Here is a 19909-nt window from a genome sequence, read left to right on the forward strand (position 1 = left end):
TTATGGTAGAGTGAACTTAGTACTTGAAGCTGCTTCCCCCGATAAACTCTCTTAGCAGAGAGGTTGGAGGCAGAGAACGCAACCCTATCGGCTCGAAGTGCGAAAGCAGATGCAGCAATCTCTGTGCCTCGGCATACTCCGGCTCGATCTGCTTGACGGCTCGAAGTATAGGCTCTGCAATGGGACGAAGAGCTGCCAACTCGTACAGCATGGCACTGTTGAACATAACATCTGCATTCTCCTGGAAGGGGAATATCCACTTCTCTTCTCCTCTTCTTACGCTGTTCCACATGGCAAGTGTATGCACTGCGCTGTGGTTACGATACTTTGAGTCTCGAATGATTCTCCTTATCAGTCTGTTGTCCGAAGTAGATAGAAAGTTGAGACGATCCAGGGTGATGCTGGTAAGTGCCGATACATATATTCTGTAAATCTTCTCTTGAGGGATTTGGGATGTCAGCTCCGGATTGAGAGCGTGAATACCTTCGATGATCAGGATATGCTCTTTTCCCAGTTTCAGTTTATTGCCTTTGAACACTCTCGAACCGGTGGTGAAGTCGAAAGTGGGAAGCTCTACCTCTTCTCCTGCAACGATTTTGGAAAGTGTCTCATTCAGGTATGGCAAATCCAAGGCATAGATACTCTCGAAGTCGTATGTGCCGTCTTCGTTCAGAGGAGTCTCTTCTCTATTGACAAAGAAGTCGTCCAACGAAAGAGTGAATGGGCGCAGAAGATTGGTGATAAGCTGGGTCCTCAGACGTTTTGATGTTGTTGTCTTGCCCGAAGAGGATGGACCGGCAATGAGTACTATTCTCACTCCTCTTTCTGCATGAAGCGAAGAGATCTCCTGTGCAATATCGGCAATCTGCTTCTCTTGCATTGCTTCTGATACTTGTACAAGCTCTGCTGCTGTGTCTTTATCTCTAAGGAGGCAGTTCATCGGTCCGGCTTCTTCGACATCCAGAGTCCGAAGAAGTTCGATGTGATTCTTGAATGTTTCGAGAAGTTTTGGTTGGTTGGTCTTTTCGTTGATCTCTTTGTGATTGGATCTTTTAGGCAGACGGATCAATATCCCATCCTGAAAAGGCTCTAAGATAAAATCCCAAAGCATACTTGTATTCGGTAAAACGTTTCCGAAGATATAGTCTCTATGACCTTCTATTTCCACTAAAGGCGTGTAGCATCGCCCCAATGTCCGGATCATCTCTGCCGTTGATGCTTCTCCACGTTGTTCGAGATACTCTATGGCAGAATCCGTAGGCATGGAGATGATATTTATAGGGAGAGCCCGCTTTATCAGAGATCTCATTTCTTGGCTTAGTGCCTCAACCTCAGAAGCAGTAGGTGTATTCTCTCTTGATCCCCAAGCACAATAATATCCGTTGGATATGGCATGCTCGAAGTCTATTCTCGGATCTCTTAAGTCCGAAAGGTTTACCGCTGCTCTACTCAATAACGCAATAAATGTTCGGAGATAGGTTCTCATCCCGGACTCTTGAGTGTAGTCCACAAAGCTGATGTTACACTCTTCGTAAAGAGGTTCTGCTAAAGAAACGGTCTTATGGTTTATCTGGGCATTCATTATCGGAGCACTCATCGGCTCCATATACTGGTTGAAAATTTCGAGAGGAGTAATCCCCTTCGGAACTGATATACTTCTATTTTTTTGAGATAAAACGATGTTTAATCTGCTATTCATTTCTATACTCGGTTTTTTTTGATTTATTTTGTACAAAGGTAAAGATAGCGAAAAACTTATTTACTACTTCTGCTTCTAATATTCTAAGCTACATAAACATGAATTTTGGTTTTTTTCAAATACTTCAACTCATAGGATCTTTGGGTATATTCCTCTATGGGATGAAGGTGATGAGTGAAGGATTGCAAAAGATAGCCGGAGACAGGTTGCGCAATTTCCTTTCTGCCATGACGAGTAACCGGGTCTTTGGAATCTTTACCGGTTTGCTCATAACCATTTTAGTGCAGTCTTCCAGTGCTACAACCCTTATGGTTGTATCGTTTGCCAATGCCGGGCTTGTTACATTGGGGCAGGCAATCTCCGTTATCATGGGGGCAAATATCGGTACTACCGTTACGGCGTGGGTCATTTCTCTCTTTGGCTTTAAGATAGATATTGCCACTTATGCAGTACCCATCGTTGCCCTCAGTATCCCTTTTATCTTTTCGGGAAAGAGTAATAGGAAGTCTTGGGGAGAGTTTATCATAGGTTTTGCTTTCCTGTTTATTGGCTTGCAGTATCTCAAAGACAGCGTACCGGATCTTAAGAATCACCCTCAAGCATTGGAGTTTCTAAAGGATTATGCTTCCGGTGGATTCGGTTCTACAATCCTGTTTATGTTTATCGGAACCATTCTTACCGTTGTGGTTCAATCCTCCAGTGCAACCGTTGCAATAACACTTATCATGTGTTCTAAAGGCTGGATCTCTTTCGAGCTTGCCACTGCAATGGTTTTGGGAGAGAATATCGGAACAACCATTACCGCAAATATCGCAGCCATCGGAGCTAATGTTACTGCTCGTCGTACAGCCATAGCCCACTTGCTGTTCAACGTCTTCGGGGTGCTTTTTGCCCTTATATTCTTTACGCCATTCATTAAGCTGGTTGTTCATATTATTTCCAACTATGGACCGGGCGATCCAAGAATGCTATTCGATTTCCTTGCAGACTTAGGTCCGGAACGGGCATCTCTACTGGAGACCGATGTCAGTCAGGTTTCAGATCCGGCTCTTTTGCGAGATATTGAGATGCGGAATACCGGTATAACGGCTGTTTCTTTCGGTCTATCTCTATTCCACTCGCTGTTTAATGTTTTCAACGTCTTGATCATGATATGGTTTGTAAATGTTTATGTTTACATCTGTCGCAAGATTATTCCTGATAAAAAGCAGAAGAGCAAGGGCGAGGAGTTCCAGTTGAAATATATATCGTTCGGTATGCTTTCCACGGCCGAGCTTTCCATTGCACAGGCTCAGAAAGAGATGGCAGTATTTGGAGAGCGCACATCACGCATGCTCGATATGGTAAAAGAGCTGGTTGTGGAGGAAGATGAAGAGAAATTTGCAGAGACCTACAATCGTGTTGAGAAGTATGAAAACATCTGCGACCGTATGGAACTGGAGATTGCAAACTATCTCTCAAAAGTAAGTGAAGGTCGATTGAGTGCCGAAGGTAAGGAACATATTCGCAACATCATACGTGCCGTAACAGAGATAGAAAGTATCGGCGACTCTTGCTACAATCTTGCCAAGAATATTAAGCGGAGAGAAGATCATAAAGCGAACTCCACGCCTCAGATGCAAAAGAATATCTTGCATCTTTTGGATCTGAACGCCAAGGCTCTCCAGCGGATGAACTTCATACTATCGAAGTCGGAAGTCCAACCGGATGATGCATTGGAGTCATACAATATCGAAAATGCAATAAACAACTTCCGCAATGATGTTCAGATCAGTAGTCTTGATGAGATAAACTCTAAAGAATATACTTATCAGGAGGGAGTTTACTACCACGACATCATTAACGAGGGAGAACGTTTGGGCGACTATATTCTTAATGTAGTACAAGCAGTGGTAGAAAAGAGATTTTAATCGGAACATTCATGAGCAAAATAGAGATAAGAGAAGCCCGGACAAGGGAGGATATGAAAGCCTTTGTGGCTTTTCCCAGAAAGCTCTACAAAGGCAATCCGTACTTTGTCCCCCAGATCGAGTCGGAAGAATTGGTTACGCTCGACAGCAAGAAGAACCCGGCATTTCAGTTTTGCGATGTGATCTATTTTCTTGCCTACAAAGACGGAGAAGTTGCGGGGCGTATAGCCGGTATCATCAATTATAAATCCAATGAGGTTTGGAACCAGTCCTATGCACGTTTTGGCTGGGTTGATTTCATTGATGATCCGGAAGTCTCTTCTGCTCTGTTTCATGCCGTAGAAGCGTGGAGTCGTAAACAGGGAATGGAGATCATCCACGGCCCTATGGGCTTTTCAGATTTGGATCATCAAGGGCTTCTTGTTCACGGTTTCGATCAGCTTGGAACCATTGCAACTATCTACAACTATCCCTACTATCCCAAGCAGATAGAGGCATTGGGATACCAGAAAGATCAAGACTGGAAAGAGTATAAGATATACGTCCCCAAAGAGATTCCCGAAAAGCATTTGCGTATAGCAGATCTTGTACAGCAAAAATATAATCTGAAAGTGCGGAAGTTCTCATCCGTAAAGGAGATTATGCCATACATAAAGAGTATCTTCTATACTCTCAATAAAGCCTACGCGCATCTGTACGGATTTTCCGAGCTTTCTACGGAACAGATAGAGTTCTATGTCAAAACATATCTTCCGATGTTGCGGATAGAGTTGGTTACGGTTATTACTCAGGAACCGGACGATAAGGTTATAGGTTTTGCCATCTCTCTTCCGAATCTTAGTCGTGCCATGCAGAAAGCCAAAGGGAAGCTCTATCCTATGGGTATTTTACACCTGCTGAAGGCTTTGAAATCACGCCCCAAAGTGGTCGATCTTTACCTCATCGGAATCTTGCCGGAGTATCAAAACAAAGGGATCAATGCTCTCATCTTCCGAGATCTTATCCCTATTTTCCAAAGGCTTGGGGTGGAATATTGTGAAAGTAACCCTGAACTGGAAAGCAATCAGGCTGTTCAGATGCAGTGGAACTACTTCGAGCGTGTACATCACAAGACAAGAAGGGCGTACATTAAAGAGCTGTAGTCTCGAATACAATAAAAAAAAGAAGAGATACTCCAACCGAGTATCTCTTCTTTTTTTATGTCTTGGAAGGATGAACCGTTACTTCTTGTCGTAGTCGTATGCCCAGACGATGTAGGAAGAGCCCCAGGTAAATCCTGCACCGAAAGCTGTAAGAACCAGTTTGTCTCCCTTTTTAAGATCTTTTTCCCATTCCCATAAGCAGATCGGAATAGTAGCGGAGCTTGTGTTGCCGAACTTGTGAATGTTGATCATCACTTTCTCTTCAAGCTGCTCTTTAGAGAAGCCCATTCTTCTTGCCACAGCGTCTATGATGCGCATATTAGCCTGATGAGGAACCACCCATTTAATGTCATCGGCAGAGAGGTTGTTGCGTTCCATAAGCTCCAGAGTGGTATCTCCCATGGAAGATACAGCGGCTTTGAACACGGTCTGTCCGTCTTGGAACACATAGTGCTCTCTGTTTTCCACGGTGTCTGTCGTAGGACGCTGGATAGATCCGCCTGCCTTGATTGTAAGGTGAGGAAGTCCTGTCCCGTCTGTACGTATGATAGAGTCTTGCAGTCCATACTCCGGAGCGCAAGGTTCTATCAGAGCACAGCCTGCTCCATCCCCGAATAGAGGAGCGGTGGCACGGTCTTGCGGGTCTATGATGGCGGACATCTTTTCCGTACATACCACAAGTACTTTCTTGTATCGACCGCTCATGATAAAGCCCGATGCGATTTCAAGACCATAGAGGAAGCCGGGGCATGCCGCGCATATATCGAATGCGAATGCGTTGGTACAGCCTGTTTCCAGAGCCACACGGCTGGATGTATTGGGTATCGGATAGTCCGGGGAGTTGGTCGAAAGCACGATAGCCTCTATCTCTTTAGGGTCTATGCTGTGTCTTTCGAGCATATCTTTTACGGCCTGAATTGCCAAGTATGAAGATCCGAGCTGAGGATCTTCCAGTTTACGTCTTTCTTTGATACCGACACGAGTCATGATCCACTCGTCCGATGTATCCACCATTTGGGCGATATCATCGTTGGTAACTATTTTGTCGGGAACATATCCGCCTACTGCAGTAATGGCTGCGTGAATTCTGTTCATGTTATTAGTGTTTGGTACATAGTGTAAAAAGAAAACACTAAGCTACTCAATCTTTTCGAGAAAAAGAACAGATAGCTTAGTGCTTTGGCGGTCGACTTCTATTTATGTCTCAGAATGTCTCCCATTGCCTACCTCTAAAGAGGGTTATAGGTTTTCGCCTTTTTCGATAGCGATACGACCTCTGTAGTATCCACATTCACCGCAGATGGTGTGATATCTATGCCATGCGCCACAGTTTGGACACTTAGCAATTGTAGGTACTACTGCGTGATCATGAGATCTACGCTTGGCTGTTCTAGCCTTCGACTGTCTTCGTTTAGGATGTGCCATAGTCTATTATTTTTATTTGTTCATTAGTTCCAAAAGCCTAAAGACACTCCGTCCGGAGTATCACTCTTCATCCTCTTCCCATTCGTCGGCATCCTCCTCCGCTTCTTCAGAGCCGGCGAGATACTTTAGCATCTCCGGATTGCACTCATCAATAGGGTGCTTGCAGGTAAAAGGCAGAGAAAAGAGAACAAGTTCGTACATGATCTCCGAGAGATCAAGCGTACCTTCTCTTTCCGGAATAATGATAAGGTCATCGCCGTTATCCAAATATTCGTCTCCGTACTTTACCACAAGCTCAGACACAGAATCTACATCCACAGTGAGTGGAGCGGTACAGCGATGACAAGCCACAGACACTGTGCCTTGAAAATCAAGCTCCAACTCAAACGTTCCGCCCGCTCCGTGAGCAACGTGAACTATTGCCATGACATCTCCATCCAGGATTTCATCACTCTCCTGCCTCTTCCAAAAGCCCGAATCGAGAGGAAACTCAAAGGTCTCTTCGTCTTGTTTGATGCTCTTGAAAGAGATGGTATATGCGTTCATCCTGTGCCTTGAGGTGTATAAATCTCTGCAAAGGTACAACTTTTTCGTTGTTTGGCAATGTGTCCGTTCAGATTTGTCCGGAAGAGCCTGTCCGAACACCTTTTTTGCCAGGGAGCTTTTATATAAAAATCGGACTCTCTCTTCTCCTTCGCTTGGAGGGCCTTTCTGCCCCGATTTTGGCCTCCGAATGTCTAAGTATGCCCTGAAATTCCTAATAATCAAAAGGATACAAAACCAGCGCATTCTCGGAAAAAATTTTTTCTCAGTCCGTTTGATGGGCACTTTTCGCGTTAATAGGTGTAAATTTTAACGCTCTCTTCTGTAAACGTTTCCTAATAAAGAAATTCACCTTTTCAGGCGCATTTTAGGGTAAAAATGCGTAGTCGGTTGATTATTAGCGTTTTAATGATTCTGGCTAAACACGTTAATCGAATCCGGTAAACGTGTTTAATGAAATCGGTAAACGTGTTCATTGAAAAATTAAACACGTTAAGCCGACAAAATATACTGCTTTATCGTTTTGGGTAAATAGGTGTCGGAAATTGTGTTAATAAATCGGGGTGAATTTAACAGTTCGGTCGTGCTCCGGAAACGACCCCTCCGACCAAAATAGAGAGACCGAAAAAAGTGAGCATTTTTCGGTATGGAATATATAAAAATGCCCTTTCTCAGAGGTCTGAAAAAAGGCACTTTTTTATTCTATTGTTGTTGGAGCGTTCGGTAGAGTTCGGTCAGCTGAACCGCCGTATGCTCCGGCAGGAATTTTTTGCTCCACTCTTCTCCTTCCGCAATCATCTTTTTTCTCAGCTCTTCATCCTCCAAAGCCCTGTCCATAAGCTGTGCAAGATCATCGGCATCCTTGGGGTTGCAGTAGAGTGAATGCGGTCCTCCTGCCTCTTCCAGACAGCTGCCGGTGGCGGCTATCACCGGTATCCGGCTGCAAAGAGCCTCCAATACCGGAATACCGAAGCCTTCATAGAGGGAGGGATAGACAAACAGAGAAGCCCCTTGATACATGGCAGGCAGATCCTGAGAGGGCACTCCTTCGAGGAATATCAGGCGATGTTCCACACCGAGACGGTGGGCTATCTGTTTCACTTTATAGGCATACTTGGTCTCTCTGCCTACGATGACCAGCGGGATGATGCTGTTTTTCATCTTGCTGAGAGCCTCCACGATGAGCCCCGCATTCTTTCTCTCTTCCACCGTGCCTACGGTCAGGATGTATTCCGAAGGCAGAAGATACTCACCGGTAACCTTGTCTATCTGAAACGGTGTCAGCCTTTTCCTGAAGATTCCGGCGCATCCCTGATAGATGACGCTTATCTTATTTTCGGGGATTTTATAGATTTCGATGAGATCTCTTTTGGTGCATTCGCTTACGGCGATGATGTGTGTGGCTTCCCGGCAAGAGCGTTCGTACTTGTGTCTGTACAGCTTTACATCAACGGGGGAGTAGAACTGTGGGAACCGCTCGTATATCAAGTCGTGCATCGTAACCACGGACGGGACATCCAGCGTGGTAATGTCCGATGGCAGCTCATTGGACAGACCATGGTAGATGGTCATGCCTTTGCCTCGAAGTTGAGGCAGTGCCCCTTTGTTTCTCCAATAGGCTTGGAAGTAGGGCATTCTGTTGAAGATGCTGCTTGGAGGCAGTACCAGCTTCACTTGCGAGTAGGCAAGCAGACTCTCGTACAGCTCCTTCTTGCCCACTTCGGCAGTCGAAAGGAGTTGCGTAACCTCCGGAGCATATCTCGCAAGAGTTTCTACGATGTATCTGCTATAATTACCTAAACCGGTCTGATTCTTTACGATGCGCTTGGCATCGAAGCCTACCACTATGGCGGAATTCTCTTTACTCATGGGATGATCTCGTTTGAAGCAAAGGTAAGAAAACTATTACGTTCGGAAAAACAAAGAGGTTAGAAATCGGAACTCTACAAATCTCTAATCCAAACAGAGCCCGACTTCTAACCTCTTCTCTGAAGAAGTTTATGTTTAGTGTTTTAGAAAACCCAGCTTAAGAATATGAACCATAGCACTATCAGTATGGTTTTGGTGTATATATTCCACTTTTCGGTGCGCAGAATAAGCCCCGTGGGTACCACCGAAAGTGCAAAGAAGAACACCATTACAAGCAGGATGAGGAGGATGATCGGTATAAGGATGAACACTCCGAATGTTCCGGCAAATGTCGGTAGCACGTTATCTACAAGGTGATTGAATGTGTTGCCCATATAGAAGTAGCTGCCAAACATGTGTGTCTTGTACAGAAGGAACGGAAGAGCTATCAGCAGGATGGCTCCGACGGCTACCATTGCCGTGATAAGGATGGTGCGCTTCTGCTTGTTCTCTACCGGGAGTATTCTGTCTGCCTCCTCTTTCAGACGATTGAAGCTTCCGGGAATCGGCGAGGAGCCGCTTCTCTCTTCTCCCAAGCCGGATGAGCTTGCGGATGAAGATACTTTCTGCCAGATGGTATTGGCTGTAACCTCTTCTCCTTCCATCTCAAGAAGTTCGGCGATGCTCTTCGCTTCGTTGATGTAGAACCATACGGCAACGTACAGCACTATGATGTAGTAACTCATCGGAGTGAGCAACAGCAGGAGGGTAATAAGGCGAAGGAAGAGCGGATCTATCTTAAAGTACGAACCGAGTCCGCCAAGCACACCGCCGAACCACCTGTTGGTCGGATGGCGATAGTAGGTCTTTCTCCGCTGACGAGGACGAGACTTCGGAGGTAAAGGGGGGAGAGGAGGTGTTTCACTGCCCGGCTTCTTCTCCTGTTGCGCTTCACTCTCCGGATCGCTATGGATGATCTCATCCACGCTACCCACTCTCTCTATGACGCTTTTAATATCCTCCATGGTGAGCACATACACTCCTTGGCGGGTGTGTTCCTCAAAAAGCTCGGCAATGTGTTCTTCTATGTCTGCCACTATCTCCCCCGAAGGATCACTTTTGGCGAAGTGAGCCTCAAGGTTACGGATGTAGCTATCCAGCAGGTTATACGCATCGTTCTCTATCTGAAACGAACGCTTGGCAATGCTTACTGTTTCGGTCTTTTTCATCGTCTGTTACTCAGAAATAGGAGGGTTATTAAGTTCTATGCTTTTAGCCGCAAGGCCGTCTACCGCTTTACGTATCTCTTCCCATGCAGGATGCAGTTCGTTCAGAAACTCCTGCCCTTTTGGGGTGAGTCTGTAATATTTTCGAGGGGGACCCTGAGTGCTCTCAATCCAAACGTAGGATAGCAATCCATCGTTTTTTAATCTCGTCAGAAGCGGATAGAGAGTACCTTCCACCACTATCAGCTCCGTAGCTTTCAGCTGGGTTATAATGTCGTTGCTGTAAGCCTCTTTCTGGCTTACGATGAGCAGGATACAGTACTCCAGTATCCCTTTTCTCATTTGCGACTTTACATTTTCTACTGCTAGCATATCTTTTGTCTGTTCTTGGTATTTCACTGCAAAGATAATACAAATTTGGTATTGTGCAATACAAACTACCTTTATTCTTTAAAATAAATTTCCCGAACAGCTTCGGATAGACCTCTGCAACGGTACGTATGAAAAAGAATTTGTAACTTCCCACGATGAAAATAGAGCACTACACACTCAGTAACGGTATCAGAGTGGTTTTTCTTCCCACCAAAGGAGCCGTGACATACGCCGGTATGGGCATCCGATCCGGTACACGGCACGAAACGGAAGGTATAGAAGGCATCGCTCACTTCGTTGAACACATGCTGTTTAAGGGCACTACTGGGCGAAAGGCATGGCATATACTCAACAGGATGGAAGCCATCGGCGGAGAGCTCAATGCCTTTACCACGAAAGAGGATACATTTATATATACCATTGCGCCTAAGGGTGAGATCGGACGTTCAATGGAGTTGATCGGAGATATATGCTTTCGTTCCACATTCCCCGTACACGAACTGGAGAGGGAGCGAACCGTGGTGATGGACGAGATCAACGTCTATAAAGACACGCCCGGAGAGCAGATCTTCGACGACTTTGAGGCGCTTCTTTTTCCCGGTCATCCGTTAGGCAGAAGGATTCTTGGCACTAAAGAGTCGCTTCTGAAGATGACAAGAGAGGATTGTGTCCGCTATGTCCGGGACAACTTTACCCCCGACAGAATGCTCTTTTTCTGTATGGGACCCACCAATCTGAAGCGTATCATAGAGCTGGGAGAGCGTCATTTCGATCCTTTTGCATCCCTTTCCGAGATCTCTTCGCAGGCTCCTCAAAAGCTCCTTACCTCTTCTCTGCACGAGGTGGAGCGCGGTTCTTATCAGAGTCATGTGGTTCTTGGCGGCATGGGTCCCGATATGTACGACAAAGAGAGGCAGTCTGCCTCTGTCCTGATGAACATCCTTGGCGGTCCGGGCATGAACAGCCGTCTGAATGTGGCTCTTCGGGAGAAGCGCGGATGGGTCTACAACGTGGAGGCATCCCTTACCGGGCTTAGCGATGCAGGCTATTGGCAGATCTATTTCGGTTGCGATCCCGGCTATCGCAAGCGTGCATTGAATCTGGTACACCGGATTTTGGATGAGTTGATGCAGAATAAGCTCTCTCCGGCAAGGCTTCAAGCGGCTCTTAAACAGACAGCCGGACAGCTCTCCATAAGTGCAGAGCAGACAGAGCAGACCTTTCTGTCTCTCGGGAAGTTGTCGCTCTACGACAAAGAGTTTGAACCTTTGGAGGTGATTATAGACAAGATCCGCGCCATCACTGCCGAGCAGATTCAAGCGGCGGCACAGCGGATGTTCGACAAAAACAACAGGTTGGCGTTGGTCTACAACGGCTCCGAACAGACAGAATAGATAAGATGAACAGATTGCTTACACTCTTGTTTTCCACGGCGGTATGCTCTTTGGGGATATGCGCCTCCTGCGACAGCAAGAGCAACAATTCCCAACAGGAAGACAACACAGAGGCTTCCGCCTCCCAGACTCCCATGGCTGTGGAAACTCCTTTCCGTGCAGACAGCGCCTATATGCACATCGAACGTCAGGTCTCATTCGGACCGAGAGTGCCTAACAGTGCGGGACACGCACGCTGCGCAGACTATCTCGTGGAGACCCTTGAGCGTTACGGATTTGTCGTGACAAGGCAGCGCGCAGACCTCAAAGCCTACGATGGTACGGTGCTTAAAGCACAAAACATCATCGCGGAGTATATGCCCGAAAGAGCCAAGCGCATCCTGCTCTTCGCTCACTGGGATACACGCCCCATTGCAGACCATGACAAAGACTCGGGCAAACGCCATCTCCCGATAGACGGAGCCGATGACGGAGCAAGCGGAGTAGGGGTCTTGCTGGAGCTGGCACGCAATATCTCGGAGAACGGATTTGCCAACTACGGCATAGACATCATATTCATGGATGCCGAAGACTATGGTGTACCGGATGGCGTTATGGAGACCGGAGAGAGCAGCAGCTGGGCTTTGGGATCTCAATATTGGTCTTCCAACCCCCACAAGAAAGGGTACAGTGCCGAGTTTGGTATCCTGCTCGACATGGTCGGATCCAAGAACGCAAAGTTTCACAGAGAGTTCTACTCGCAGGAGAATGCCGGACGGCTCACCTCCACGATCTGGTCCAAAGCCGCCTCTTTAGGCTACGGCAACTATTTTATAAACAAAATGGGAGGTCCTATCATGGATGACCATGTCTTCGTAATGCTTGGGCTGGGTATTCCGTGCGTGGACATCATCAATTACGACCCCGATACCGAAAAAGGATTCGGACACTACTGGCACACCCACAACGATAATATGGAGGTCATCGACCGCAATACGCTCCAAGCCGTAGGCAATGTGGTGTGGGAAGTGCTTCGGGACAAAGAAAACGGCAAATAGCATACATCATATATGAGTACTATCAATCAGAAGCAAGACGAGCTTATAGAAGAATTTTCACTTTTGGACGACTGGATGGACAAATACGCTCTTATCATAGAGATGGGGAATGATCTCCCTCCCATGGACGAGAGCCTTAAGATACCGCAATACCTTATAGAGGGATGCCAGAGCAGGGTATGGATCGCTCCCGAAACGATGCCCGACGGCACTATTCACTATCACGCCTCAAGCGATGCCGTGATAGTCAAAGGCATTGTATCCATGCTGCTCAAAGTGTTGGACGGGGAGAAAGCGGAAGATATTGCCAAGGCAGATCTCTACTTTGTCGATCGTATCGGACTCTACCAACACCTCTCTCCCACACGGAGCAACGGTCTCTCTGCCATGCTCAAGCAGATGAGGCTCCACGCCATAGCCGAAGCCGCAAAATAGAGACTCCTGTCATGTCCGGACGCATAAAGATTTTGGCAGAAAGCTCCGTGCCTTATCTTCGTGGGGTATTGGAGCATCTTGGGGAGGTTACCTATCTCCCCTCTTCGGAGTTTACGCCCGAAACGGTAAGGGATAAAGATTGGCTCATCATCCGGAGCATCACCAAGTGTACAGCCAACCTCCTGAAAGGGAGCAGCGTGAAGCTCATCACGACGGCGACAATCGGCTTCGACCACATCGATACAGCCTACTGCGATGCCAATGGTATAGCTTGGCGCAACTCCCCCGGCTGTAATGCCAACGCCGTGGCACACTTTCTATCTTCCGCTCTGGCACTCTATGCGCTCCACTCCGGATACAGCCTCCGGGGAAAGACTATCGGTATCGTCGGAGTGGGACACGTGGGCTCTCTCATGGCGAAGTACGCCGAAGCATTGGGTATGAAGGTTCTTCTCAATGACCCCCCACGGGCAGAAAAAGAGGGCGATGCGGACTTTGTGGAGATCGCACAGATATATGGCGAAGCGGATATTATCTCCTTCCATACGCCACTGACCAAAGAGGGAAGATACGCCACCTATCATCTCTTCGACTCCTCCTCTTTACCGCTTATCGGGAGAAAGCCCATCGTCATCAATGCCTGTCGTGGAGCGGTAACCGAAACGGAAGCACTGCTGGAGGGAATCCGCACGGGGCAGATCTCCAACGTGATAATAGACTGCTGGGAAAACGAGCCGAACATCTCCGACCGCCTGTTGGCTGAAGCCCTTATCGCCACTCCCCACGTGGCAGGATTCAGTGCAGATGGTAAGTGCAACGGTGCCGTCGCCTGCGTGAAAAACGGATGCGACTTCTTCGGAATAGAAGGTTCGCACCTGATAGATCAGATGACGCCTCCCCCTCCTAAAGAGCAAAACATCACATTGGATGCCTCCGACCCGGATGCGATACTGCATGCCCTCCTCCGCACACTCGACCTCACGGAGATAGACAGCCGGATGAGGGAGAAGCAGATGCCGTTCGAGCAGCAGCGCAAGGAGTATTTCTATCCTCGCGAACCGCATGCCTACACCGTTGTAAGCAGAGAGATGTCGGCAGATTTGAAAGAAAGGTTGGCTTCGATAGGCTTTAAGACTCTTTCCGAACCTGTTTGAAAGTTCTGCTGAACAGATTTATTTTCTCCTCTATCCATATTAAGAAACAGAAATCGGGGCTTGGTTGGCTGCAATCAAGCCCCGATTTTTTAGATGCAAAGCACGACTTCCGCCAATCGTGCCTTGATTTCAAAAATTATACACGGATAGAGTATCTTTTAATACCGTTCAACACCATTTGTAAACGCTTCGGATCAGAACAGGTAACCCACACTGATGGAGAAATTTTGCAGGCTCACTGTTCCTCCCGAAACGATAAACTTTTTCCCATTAACCTCTGTCGTCCCGATCTCTCCTCCCAGTCCGACAATGATCTTATCGTTATTCGTATAGAATCCAACCCTTAGTCCGGCATCGAATCTGTTCAGGAATTGATCTCCGAAAGTGTTTTTATTGACAGGTGTTTCCGATACGGAGTATTTGCCTGCCACGCCATAAGCTAAATAGAGTCCGAGTCGAGGCTCCAGGTTCCACCCTCCCAAAGTGAAAGAGTACCCTGCTTCCAACGGGAGTTGCAGGTAGCCAGCCCGAACCGTAAGCACACTGCTGCTGCCCGTAATGCCTGCGGAAAATCCTTTCAAACTCATCTCCAGACCGGAATGAAGACGCCACTTGGGATTGAAGGCATAGGCAACGGAGACCCCTGCCAATGCTCCCACTACACTTTTACTCTCCAAGCTCCCTCCTTCGGACTTCTCAAAGCTGAGCTGTGAAAAGTTTATGCCCCCTTTCACGCCCCATTGAATCCGTTTGGTAGAGCTCCATCCACCGGACTGTGCATAGATACCACCGAGTCCGATCATCACGCATACCACTGCCGTGAGCACTCTGCGTGTGAGAGCCGCAGGCAATGATGTTTTTCCTTTTTTCATAATTATGTTCTGTTTTTATCCCGTCTGTGGGAGAGGTTAAACAACAATCACTTCACAAATACACTGTGCAGATAAGCTGCGGGCCAAGGCTGTTTTTCTCCATCTATCCAGATGCCGTCATTGCTGACCGCATACACTTTTCCGGCATACACATATACGGAGCGCACCAACGCACTTCCCAAGGTGCTTATCACCGTTCCGTTCTTCCACACCGTCCCTTTAGGACCATAGCCGGAAGCATAGAGATCGTTCCCGGAAACAAATATGGAGTAGATGCCACCCTGCTTGCCCCAGACGAAAGGTACATTATTTTTCCATATCAGAGGCTTTCCTGTATCTATCGGTTTATCCTGATAGATAGCCGCTCCACCTATATAGATGTCGTTTCCCGATACAAACACCGAGTAAGCATCTGTCTTTTTGCTTCCATCGGGAGATGCAAGATCCATCCTTGTACCGTTTTTCCAAAGCACGCCACCGCCATAGTCTCCCACGACATAGACATTCGCTCCGGAGACGAATACGGATCGGGCTTCGGGTTCTGCCGAAGGGTTGTCCTCAAGGGTCTGCATCTTCCCGTTCTTCCACAGCACTGCACGCTGGTAAGTGCTCTGATAGTTGGGACGCTTTGCCACTTCGTACCCTGCGACATATACGTCTCCATTGGTGATGAAGAGCCCTTCAGAAAAAGCCATGATGCCTTTGCGCTCCATCTTTTTAGAGTCTGTCTCGAATGTTCCTCCGGGAAGAGGCGATTTTATTTTCATGACATAGAGATCCTTGTATCTCGTTCCGCCATAATTCTCACCTCTGTTCCCCGTAACGTATATATCCCCATCGTAAACGAAAACAGAGGATTTGATAGTCGCATCCGGAGCGTAACTTCCAAGGTTGAAATCCTTCCCGTTTTTGAGCAAGACCAGTCTGCCGTCATAATCTTTTCCCACAGCCAGTACGGAATAGGCAACACTCACACTGCACGTTGCGCTTTTGTTGCCTGAGGTTGCAGTGATTACCGCCGAACCTTCTCCTGTTGCCGTAATCACGCCATCCGCATCTACCTTGGCAACCTCCTTATTGGAGCTGCTCCAGGACACCGCTCCCTTATTCCCGCTTACGGATAGACGCTCTCGGTCTGTTGTACGTAGCGTCAGCGTTGTCTTGTCTATGACGAGATCTTCATCCGGAGACTCCTCTTGCCATTTAGCCTTTAGAGTAATGTCTTTGGTAACGGGAGTTTGGAAGTCATAAGCATTCGTCCCATCCAAAGACCAAGCAACAAACAGAAAGTTTTGCTTGGTCGGCGCAGGAGAAGGCACGGTTGCCGTCTTCCCTTTTTCCACTCTCTGAGCAGGAGGAACAGGCGTACCGCCATCCGCATTAAAGGTTACGGTGTAGTAGGTCTTCACATCTTCTCCTGGATCGTTTTTGCTCTTGCAGGAGGTAAAGCATATCAGTACAATGCCCAACAGGGCTATGAAGTGTATCTTTTTCATCTTTATTTTCATGTTTATCGTTTCAGCACCTAAACTTGTGAGAAGTTTCATTTTTAGAATTGCTATAAACCGCCCCAAAAAGATTTTACTCTCTCGAAGAGATAAACTCTCTCGGTGATGGTTGTTTTAGTATTTCTTCTGCCTTTTATTCCTTTATGAAAATGTGACGAGCAACTGAAGAGGAGTTACCTAATATGGTCTTTGTTCCATTTTTCCACATTACGGCACGAGTCTGATCCTCTCTTATATCGGATTCATATCCTGCCACGTAAATATCTTTTCCCGATACAGCAACAGAAGATGCCTTTGCCTTGTATCCCAGCTTGGTTATCTTATTGTTTTCCCAAAGGATAGCATAAAATTCACTAACGCCTTTTCTCGCCTCTCCCACAATATAGACATCACCTCCGGAGACAGATACAGACCTTGCAACGAGATGGTCAAAATCTCCCTTCGGAAGCTGAACGGGCACACTGTTTTTCCATAAAATTGCTTGAGGAGAACCGGAGGTTTCTTCTCCTACAACATAGACATCTTTCCCCGAAACGTAAACAGAATGGGCTCTTGCAGCGGTCTTGCCGTCCGATAATTCTACGAGTTGGTCATTTTTCCAAAGCACGGCTATATCTTTTTTGCCACTACTCGATAATAAATAACCAGCTGCGTAAACATCGTTTCCCGAAACAAAGACCGATCTTGCCCTTCCATTATAATTGCTCTTGCTTGGTAACTTTATCTGTTTATGATTTTTCCACAGACAAGGATCATCATTGGCATCTCCTGCTACATAAATATCTTCTCCCGAAACGAATACGGAGTAAGCACGGGAGTATAGCGGATAGCTTTTGCTCTGATCATCTTCGTAAAACATGGCAGAGTAATACTTTCCGGAACGTATCCCTACCGAATAAACTTTCTGCGCTCCTACAAAAACGGAAGTACCACGCGTAACATTATCTTCCGGGAAGCGTTTGAATACGTTACCATCTTTCCAAATGGTTGCAACAAGCCCATTCGCCTCTGTACGATCTGTTCCTGCAACATAAACTCCCGGTGCTGTCGGATTGGGCTGAGGTGCTTTCGCTTTCCATTTTGCATAGAGTGTCAAATCGCTTGTAACACCACTGACATTGTACGGAAAGGTGATTTTATTGATGAGTGAAGCCTCTCTATACCAGCCCTCAAAGGTATGACCATCTTTTGTCGGAGGGTTTGGCTCTGTTAGTGTTCCTCCTTTGAGGACTTGCGTAGGGTGATTATCGTCCGCTGTCCATGTACCTCCATTGAGTTCCCAAGCCACCTGCCAATACTCTACAATGCTTTCTTCCTGCCATTTAGCCTTTAGAGTGATGTCTTTGGTAACGGGAGTTTGGAAGTCGTAAGCATTAGTGCCGTCCAAAGACCATGCGATAAACAGAAAGTTTTGCTTGGTTGGGACAGGAGAAGGCACTGTTGCCGTTTTTCCTTTTTCTACTCTCTGGGCAGGAGGAGCAGGTGTACCGCCATCCGCATCAAAGGTTACAGTGTAGTAGTTCTTTACATCCCCTCCCGAATTGTTCTTGTTCTTGCAGGAGGTAAAGCATATCAGTACAATGCCCAACAGGGCTATGATGTGAATTTGTTTCATGTCTGTATCTACATTTTTATGTATTAGTCCGTATTTGCAACTATTTTATTGGCGTACTTTTTCCACCCTTCTGCTTTCTTATAAGTCTCCACGCTGGATGCAGGAACCTTGATACTCTTTAGAGATACAGGATAAGAGTCCAGTGCCGAGTATCCTAAAGATGGAGGTGTGGTAGGTCTCATGATGAGGATTTCCACCTTTGTGTTGTTAAATGCATAGTCTTCGATATACTTTACTTTAGAAGGGATCTCTACTTCTTTTCCTTTGTTTTTTATCATATAACAGCCTCTAAAAGCCATTTTGCCTATTCTTTCCAATTCCGATGGGAGCTTTATTTCACTAAGAGATTCGCAATCGAGGAAGGCTTCTTCTCCGATAATTGTGATCCCATCAGGGAATTGTAGCGTCTGCAATATCTCGCAACCTCTGAAGGCTCCTTTGTCTATTTGTTTTATACTTTGAGGCAGTGTGACGTGTTGGAGGTAAGGACAGTCCCAAAAGGCGTACCTGCCCACTTTATTAACTCCCTCTTTTATGATAATCGAAGTCAAAGATTGGCAACGTTCAAAACTACTATCCTCCCAGACCGATATAGTACTCGGAATAGTGATAGACGAAATGCTTTTACAATATGAGAAGGCTCGTGCTCCAATGACTCTTAATCCTTCCGGAAGTGAGACCTCTTCGAGTTCGACACACTCCTCAAAAGCATAGCTATGAATCTCTTTTAAACTATTTGGGACTAGGACATTTTTTAGAGAAGTACACTTGGTAAAAGCATACTTGCCAATGTTTTTGAGAGTATTGGGAAGCTTTATCGAAACAAGGGTTTTACAGTCAATGAATACACCGTACGTTATGATAACAGGTCTGCCGGTAGCTCCTTTCTCCTTCTTTTCTTGATAACCATCGGGAATTATCTCTCCTAAGCAGGGAGCCAAGCTCAGATCTACATATTTATTTTGCTTTGTGATGGAGAGTCCCAAGTCTCCCCAGTTGTTCCCATTATCAAGGTTAATAGTTTTCAATCCTACTTTATATGGATTTTGGATTGTATTTGCTGTCTGCTTGTCAAGCCAAGCCTTCATTGCAGAAATGGAGGTAAACATTTTGTAGCCGGATGGATCTTCATCTCCGCCTTCATTTTCTTTCCATTTTGCATAGAGCGTGAAGTCGCTTGTAACACCACTGACGTTGTACGGGAAGGTGATTTTATTGATGAGTGAAGCCTCTCTGTACCAACCCTCAAAGGTATGACCTTCTTTTGTTGGAGGGTTTGGCTCTACGAGTATCCCTCCTTTGGGGACTTGCGTAGGGTGATTATCGTTTTCTGTCCATGCGCCTCCATTCAGCTCCCAAGCCACTTGCCAATACTCTGCAATACTCTCCTCTTGCCATTTAGCCTTTAGAGTAATGTCTTTGGTAACGGGAGTTTGGAAGTCATAGGCATTAGTGCCGTCCAAAGACCAAGCCATAAACAGGTAGTTTTGCTTGGTCGGAGCAGGAGAGGGAACAGTAGCGGTTTTTCCTTTTTCCACTCTCTGATCAGGAGGAACAGGTGTACCGCCATCTGCATCAAAGGTTACAGTATAGTAGGTCTTCACATCTCCTCCCGGATTGTTTTTGCTTTTACAGGAGGAGAGTGCCGTTAGTAGTAATATCAGCCCGCAAAGAGGTAGAAGGTAAGTTGTTTTCATAGTGGGATGTTGCTTTGTTAGTATTCACGAAA

General features: G+C 46.6%; 17 protein-coding genes. 6 read left to right on the forward strand and 11 right to left on the reverse strand.

All coding sequences use genetic code 11. From position 1 onward, the window contains the following. Positions 1-16 precede the first annotated feature (16 nt). On the reverse strand, positions 17-1699 hold the full coding sequence (locus tag HQ43_RS05635; protein WP_052103103.1) for a nucleoside kinase: 1683 nt from the start codon (positions 1697-1699) through the stop codon (positions 17-19). Between the two features lie 98 nt (positions 1700-1797). Between HQ43_RS05635 and HQ43_RS05640 the strand changes: the two genes are divergently transcribed. Beyond that, positions 1798-3609, forward strand: coding sequence for a Na/Pi cotransporter family protein (locus HQ43_RS05640; RefSeq protein WP_036790930.1), 1812 nt, complete (start codon positions 1798-1800; stop codon positions 3607-3609). Positions 3610-3620: 11 nt separating this feature from the next. Next, positions 3621-4751, forward strand: coding sequence for a hypothetical protein (locus HQ43_RS05645; RefSeq protein WP_036790932.1), 1131 nt, complete (start codon positions 3621-3623; stop codon positions 4749-4751). Positions 4752-4829: 78 nt separating this feature from the next. Here the strand turns inward: HQ43_RS05645 and HQ43_RS05650 are convergent, their stop codons facing one another. The 6 genes from HQ43_RS05650 to HQ43_RS05670 all read right to left on the reverse strand — a co-directional run bounded on the left by HQ43_RS05650 (position 4830) and on the right by HQ43_RS05670 (position 10165). Beyond that, a complete protein-coding gene (locus tag HQ43_RS05650; RefSeq protein WP_036790935.1) occupies positions 4830-5846 on the reverse strand; it encodes a beta-ketoacyl-ACP synthase III in 1017 nt (338 codons plus the stop codon). Between the two features lie 144 nt (positions 5847-5990). After that, on the reverse strand, positions 5991-6176 hold the full coding sequence (rpmF, locus tag HQ43_RS09675; protein ID WP_081964552.1) for a 50S ribosomal protein L32: 186 nt from the start codon (positions 6174-6176) through the stop codon (positions 5991-5993). 60 nt (positions 6177-6236) lie between these two features. Next, positions 6237-6722 (reverse strand): YceD family protein, encoded by a 486-nt coding sequence (locus HQ43_RS05655; RefSeq protein WP_036790938.1) that lies wholly within the window; start codon positions 6720-6722, stop codon positions 6237-6239. A 699-nt stretch (positions 6723-7421) separates the two neighbouring features. Further along, a complete protein-coding gene (locus HQ43_RS05660; protein WP_052090072.1) occupies positions 7422-8588 on the reverse strand; it encodes a glycosyltransferase family 4 protein in 1167 nt (388 codons plus the stop codon). A 143-nt stretch (positions 8589-8731) separates the two neighbouring features. Further along, a complete protein-coding gene (locus tag HQ43_RS05665) occupies positions 8732-9796 on the reverse strand; it encodes a PspC domain-containing protein (RefSeq protein ID WP_036790941.1) in 1065 nt (354 codons plus the stop codon). Between the two features lie 6 nt (positions 9797-9802). Continuing rightward, positions 9803-10165: a PadR family transcriptional regulator gene (locus tag HQ43_RS05670; RefSeq protein WP_036790944.1), complete on the reverse strand. Its 363-nt coding sequence runs from the start codon at positions 10163-10165 to the stop codon at positions 9803-9805. A gap of 155 nt (positions 10166-10320) precedes the next feature. On the opposite strand from HQ43_RS05670, the gene HQ43_RS05675 reads away from it, so the two are divergent. Genes HQ43_RS05675 through pdxB form a run of 4 tightly spaced genes read left to right on the forward strand, consistent with a single transcriptional unit; the run spans position 10321 to position 14185 of the window. Continuing rightward, positions 10321-11559: a M16 family metallopeptidase gene (locus HQ43_RS05675; protein ID WP_036790946.1), complete on the forward strand. Its 1239-nt coding sequence runs from the start codon at positions 10321-10323 to the stop codon at positions 11557-11559. Positions 11560-11564: 5 nt separating this feature from the next. Then, positions 11565-12596 carry a M28 family peptidase gene (locus HQ43_RS05680; RefSeq protein WP_036790949.1) on the forward strand — a complete coding sequence of 344 codons (1032 nt, stop codon included), beginning with the start codon at positions 11565-11567 and terminating at the stop codon, positions 12594-12596. Positions 12597-12608: 12 nt separating this feature from the next. Continuing rightward, a complete protein-coding gene (locus HQ43_RS05685) occupies positions 12609-13031 on the forward strand; it encodes a SufE family protein (RefSeq protein ID WP_036790951.1) in 423 nt (140 codons plus the stop codon). A 23-nt stretch (positions 13032-13054) separates the two neighbouring features. Continuing rightward, positions 13055-14185: a 4-phosphoerythronate dehydrogenase PdxB gene (gene pdxB / locus HQ43_RS05690; RefSeq protein WP_036792599.1), complete on the forward strand. Its 1131-nt coding sequence runs from the start codon at positions 13055-13057 to the stop codon at positions 14183-14185. 194 nt (positions 14186-14379) lie between these two features. On the opposite strand, the gene HQ43_RS09505 is transcribed toward pdxB, so the two are convergent. The 4 genes from HQ43_RS09505 to HQ43_RS09510 all read right to left on the reverse strand — a co-directional run bounded on the left by HQ43_RS09505 (position 14380) and on the right by HQ43_RS09510 (position 19877). Beyond that, positions 14380-15057, reverse strand: a complete 678-nt coding sequence (locus HQ43_RS09505) for a porin family protein (protein ID WP_052089745.1) — start codon at positions 15055-15057, stop codon at positions 14380-14382. A 47-nt stretch (positions 15058-15104) separates the two neighbouring features. Next, the gene (locus tag HQ43_RS05700; RefSeq protein WP_235305952.1) at positions 15105-16553 is read right to left on the reverse strand and encodes an InlB B-repeat-containing protein; all 1449 of its coding nucleotides are present in this window, start codon (positions 16551-16553) and stop codon (positions 15105-15107) included. 145 nt (positions 16554-16698) lie between these two features. After that, entirely contained in the window at positions 16699-18180 is a 1482-nt protein-coding gene (locus HQ43_RS05705) for an InlB B-repeat-containing protein (protein WP_036790955.1), read from the reverse strand. 23 nt (positions 18181-18203) lie between these two features. Further along, the gene (locus HQ43_RS09510) at positions 18204-19877 is read right to left on the reverse strand and encodes a leucine-rich repeat protein (protein WP_052103104.1); all 1674 of its coding nucleotides are present in this window, start codon (positions 19875-19877) and stop codon (positions 18204-18206) included. Positions 19878-19909 lie beyond the last annotated feature (32 nt).

The organism is Porphyromonas canoris (assembly GCF_000769115.1).
GTDB classification, from domain to species: Bacteria; Bacteroidota; Bacteroidia; order Bacteroidales; family Porphyromonadaceae; genus Porphyromonas_A; species Porphyromonas_A canoris.

Bases quoted from the DNA above. Each gene is read 5' to 3' on its own strand.
- HQ43_RS05635 (WP_052103103.1), bottom strand. From the start codon at position 1,699: ATGAATAGCAGATTAAACATCGTTTTATCTCAAAAAAATAGAAGTATA.
- HQ43_RS05640 (WP_036790930.1), top strand. From the start codon at position 1,798: ATGAATTTTGGTTTTTTTCAAATACTTCAACTCATAGGATCTTTGGGT.
- HQ43_RS05645 (WP_036790932.1), top strand. From the start codon at position 3,621: ATGAGCAAAATAGAGATAAGAGAAGCCCGGACAAGGGAGGATATGAAA.
- HQ43_RS05650 (WP_036790935.1), bottom strand. From the start codon at position 5,846: ATGAACAGAATTCACGCAGCCATTACTGCAGTAGGCGGATATGTTCCC.
- rpmF (WP_081964552.1), bottom strand. From the start codon at position 6,176: ATGGCACATCCTAAACGAAGACAGTCGAAGGCTAGAACAGCCAAGCGT.
- HQ43_RS05655 (WP_036790938.1), bottom strand. From the start codon at position 6,722: ATGAACGCATATACCATCTCTTTCAAGAGCATCAAACAAGACGAAGAG.
- HQ43_RS05660 (WP_052090072.1), bottom strand. From the start codon at position 8,588: ATGAGTAAAGAGAATTCCGCCATAGTGGTAGGCTTCGATGCCAAGCGC.
- HQ43_RS05665 (WP_036790941.1), bottom strand. From the start codon at position 9,796: ATGAAAAAGACCGAAACAGTAAGCATTGCCAAGCGTTCGTTTCAGATA.
- HQ43_RS05670 (WP_036790944.1), bottom strand. From the start codon at position 10,165: ATGCTAGCAGTAGAAAATGTAAAGTCGCAAATGAGAAAAGGGATACTG.
- HQ43_RS05675 (WP_036790946.1), top strand. From the start codon at position 10,321: ATGAAAATAGAGCACTACACACTCAGTAACGGTATCAGAGTGGTTTTT.
- HQ43_RS05680 (WP_036790949.1), top strand. From the start codon at position 11,565: ATGAACAGATTGCTTACACTCTTGTTTTCCACGGCGGTATGCTCTTTG.
- HQ43_RS05685 (WP_036790951.1), top strand. From the start codon at position 12,609: ATGAGTACTATCAATCAGAAGCAAGACGAGCTTATAGAAGAATTTTCA.
- HQ43_RS09505 (WP_052089745.1), bottom strand. From the start codon at position 15,057: ATGAAAAAAGGAAAAACATCATTGCCTGCGGCTCTCACACGCAGAGTG.
- HQ43_RS05700 (WP_235305952.1), bottom strand. From the start codon at position 16,553: ATGAAAAAGATACACTTCATAGCCCTGTTGGGCATTGTACTGATATGC.
- HQ43_RS05705 (WP_036790955.1), bottom strand. From the start codon at position 18,180: ATGAAACAAATTCACATCATAGCCCTGTTGGGCATTGTACTGATATGC.
- HQ43_RS09510 (WP_052103104.1), bottom strand. From the start codon at position 19,877: ATGAAAACAACTTACCTTCTACCTCTTTGCGGGCTGATATTACTACTA.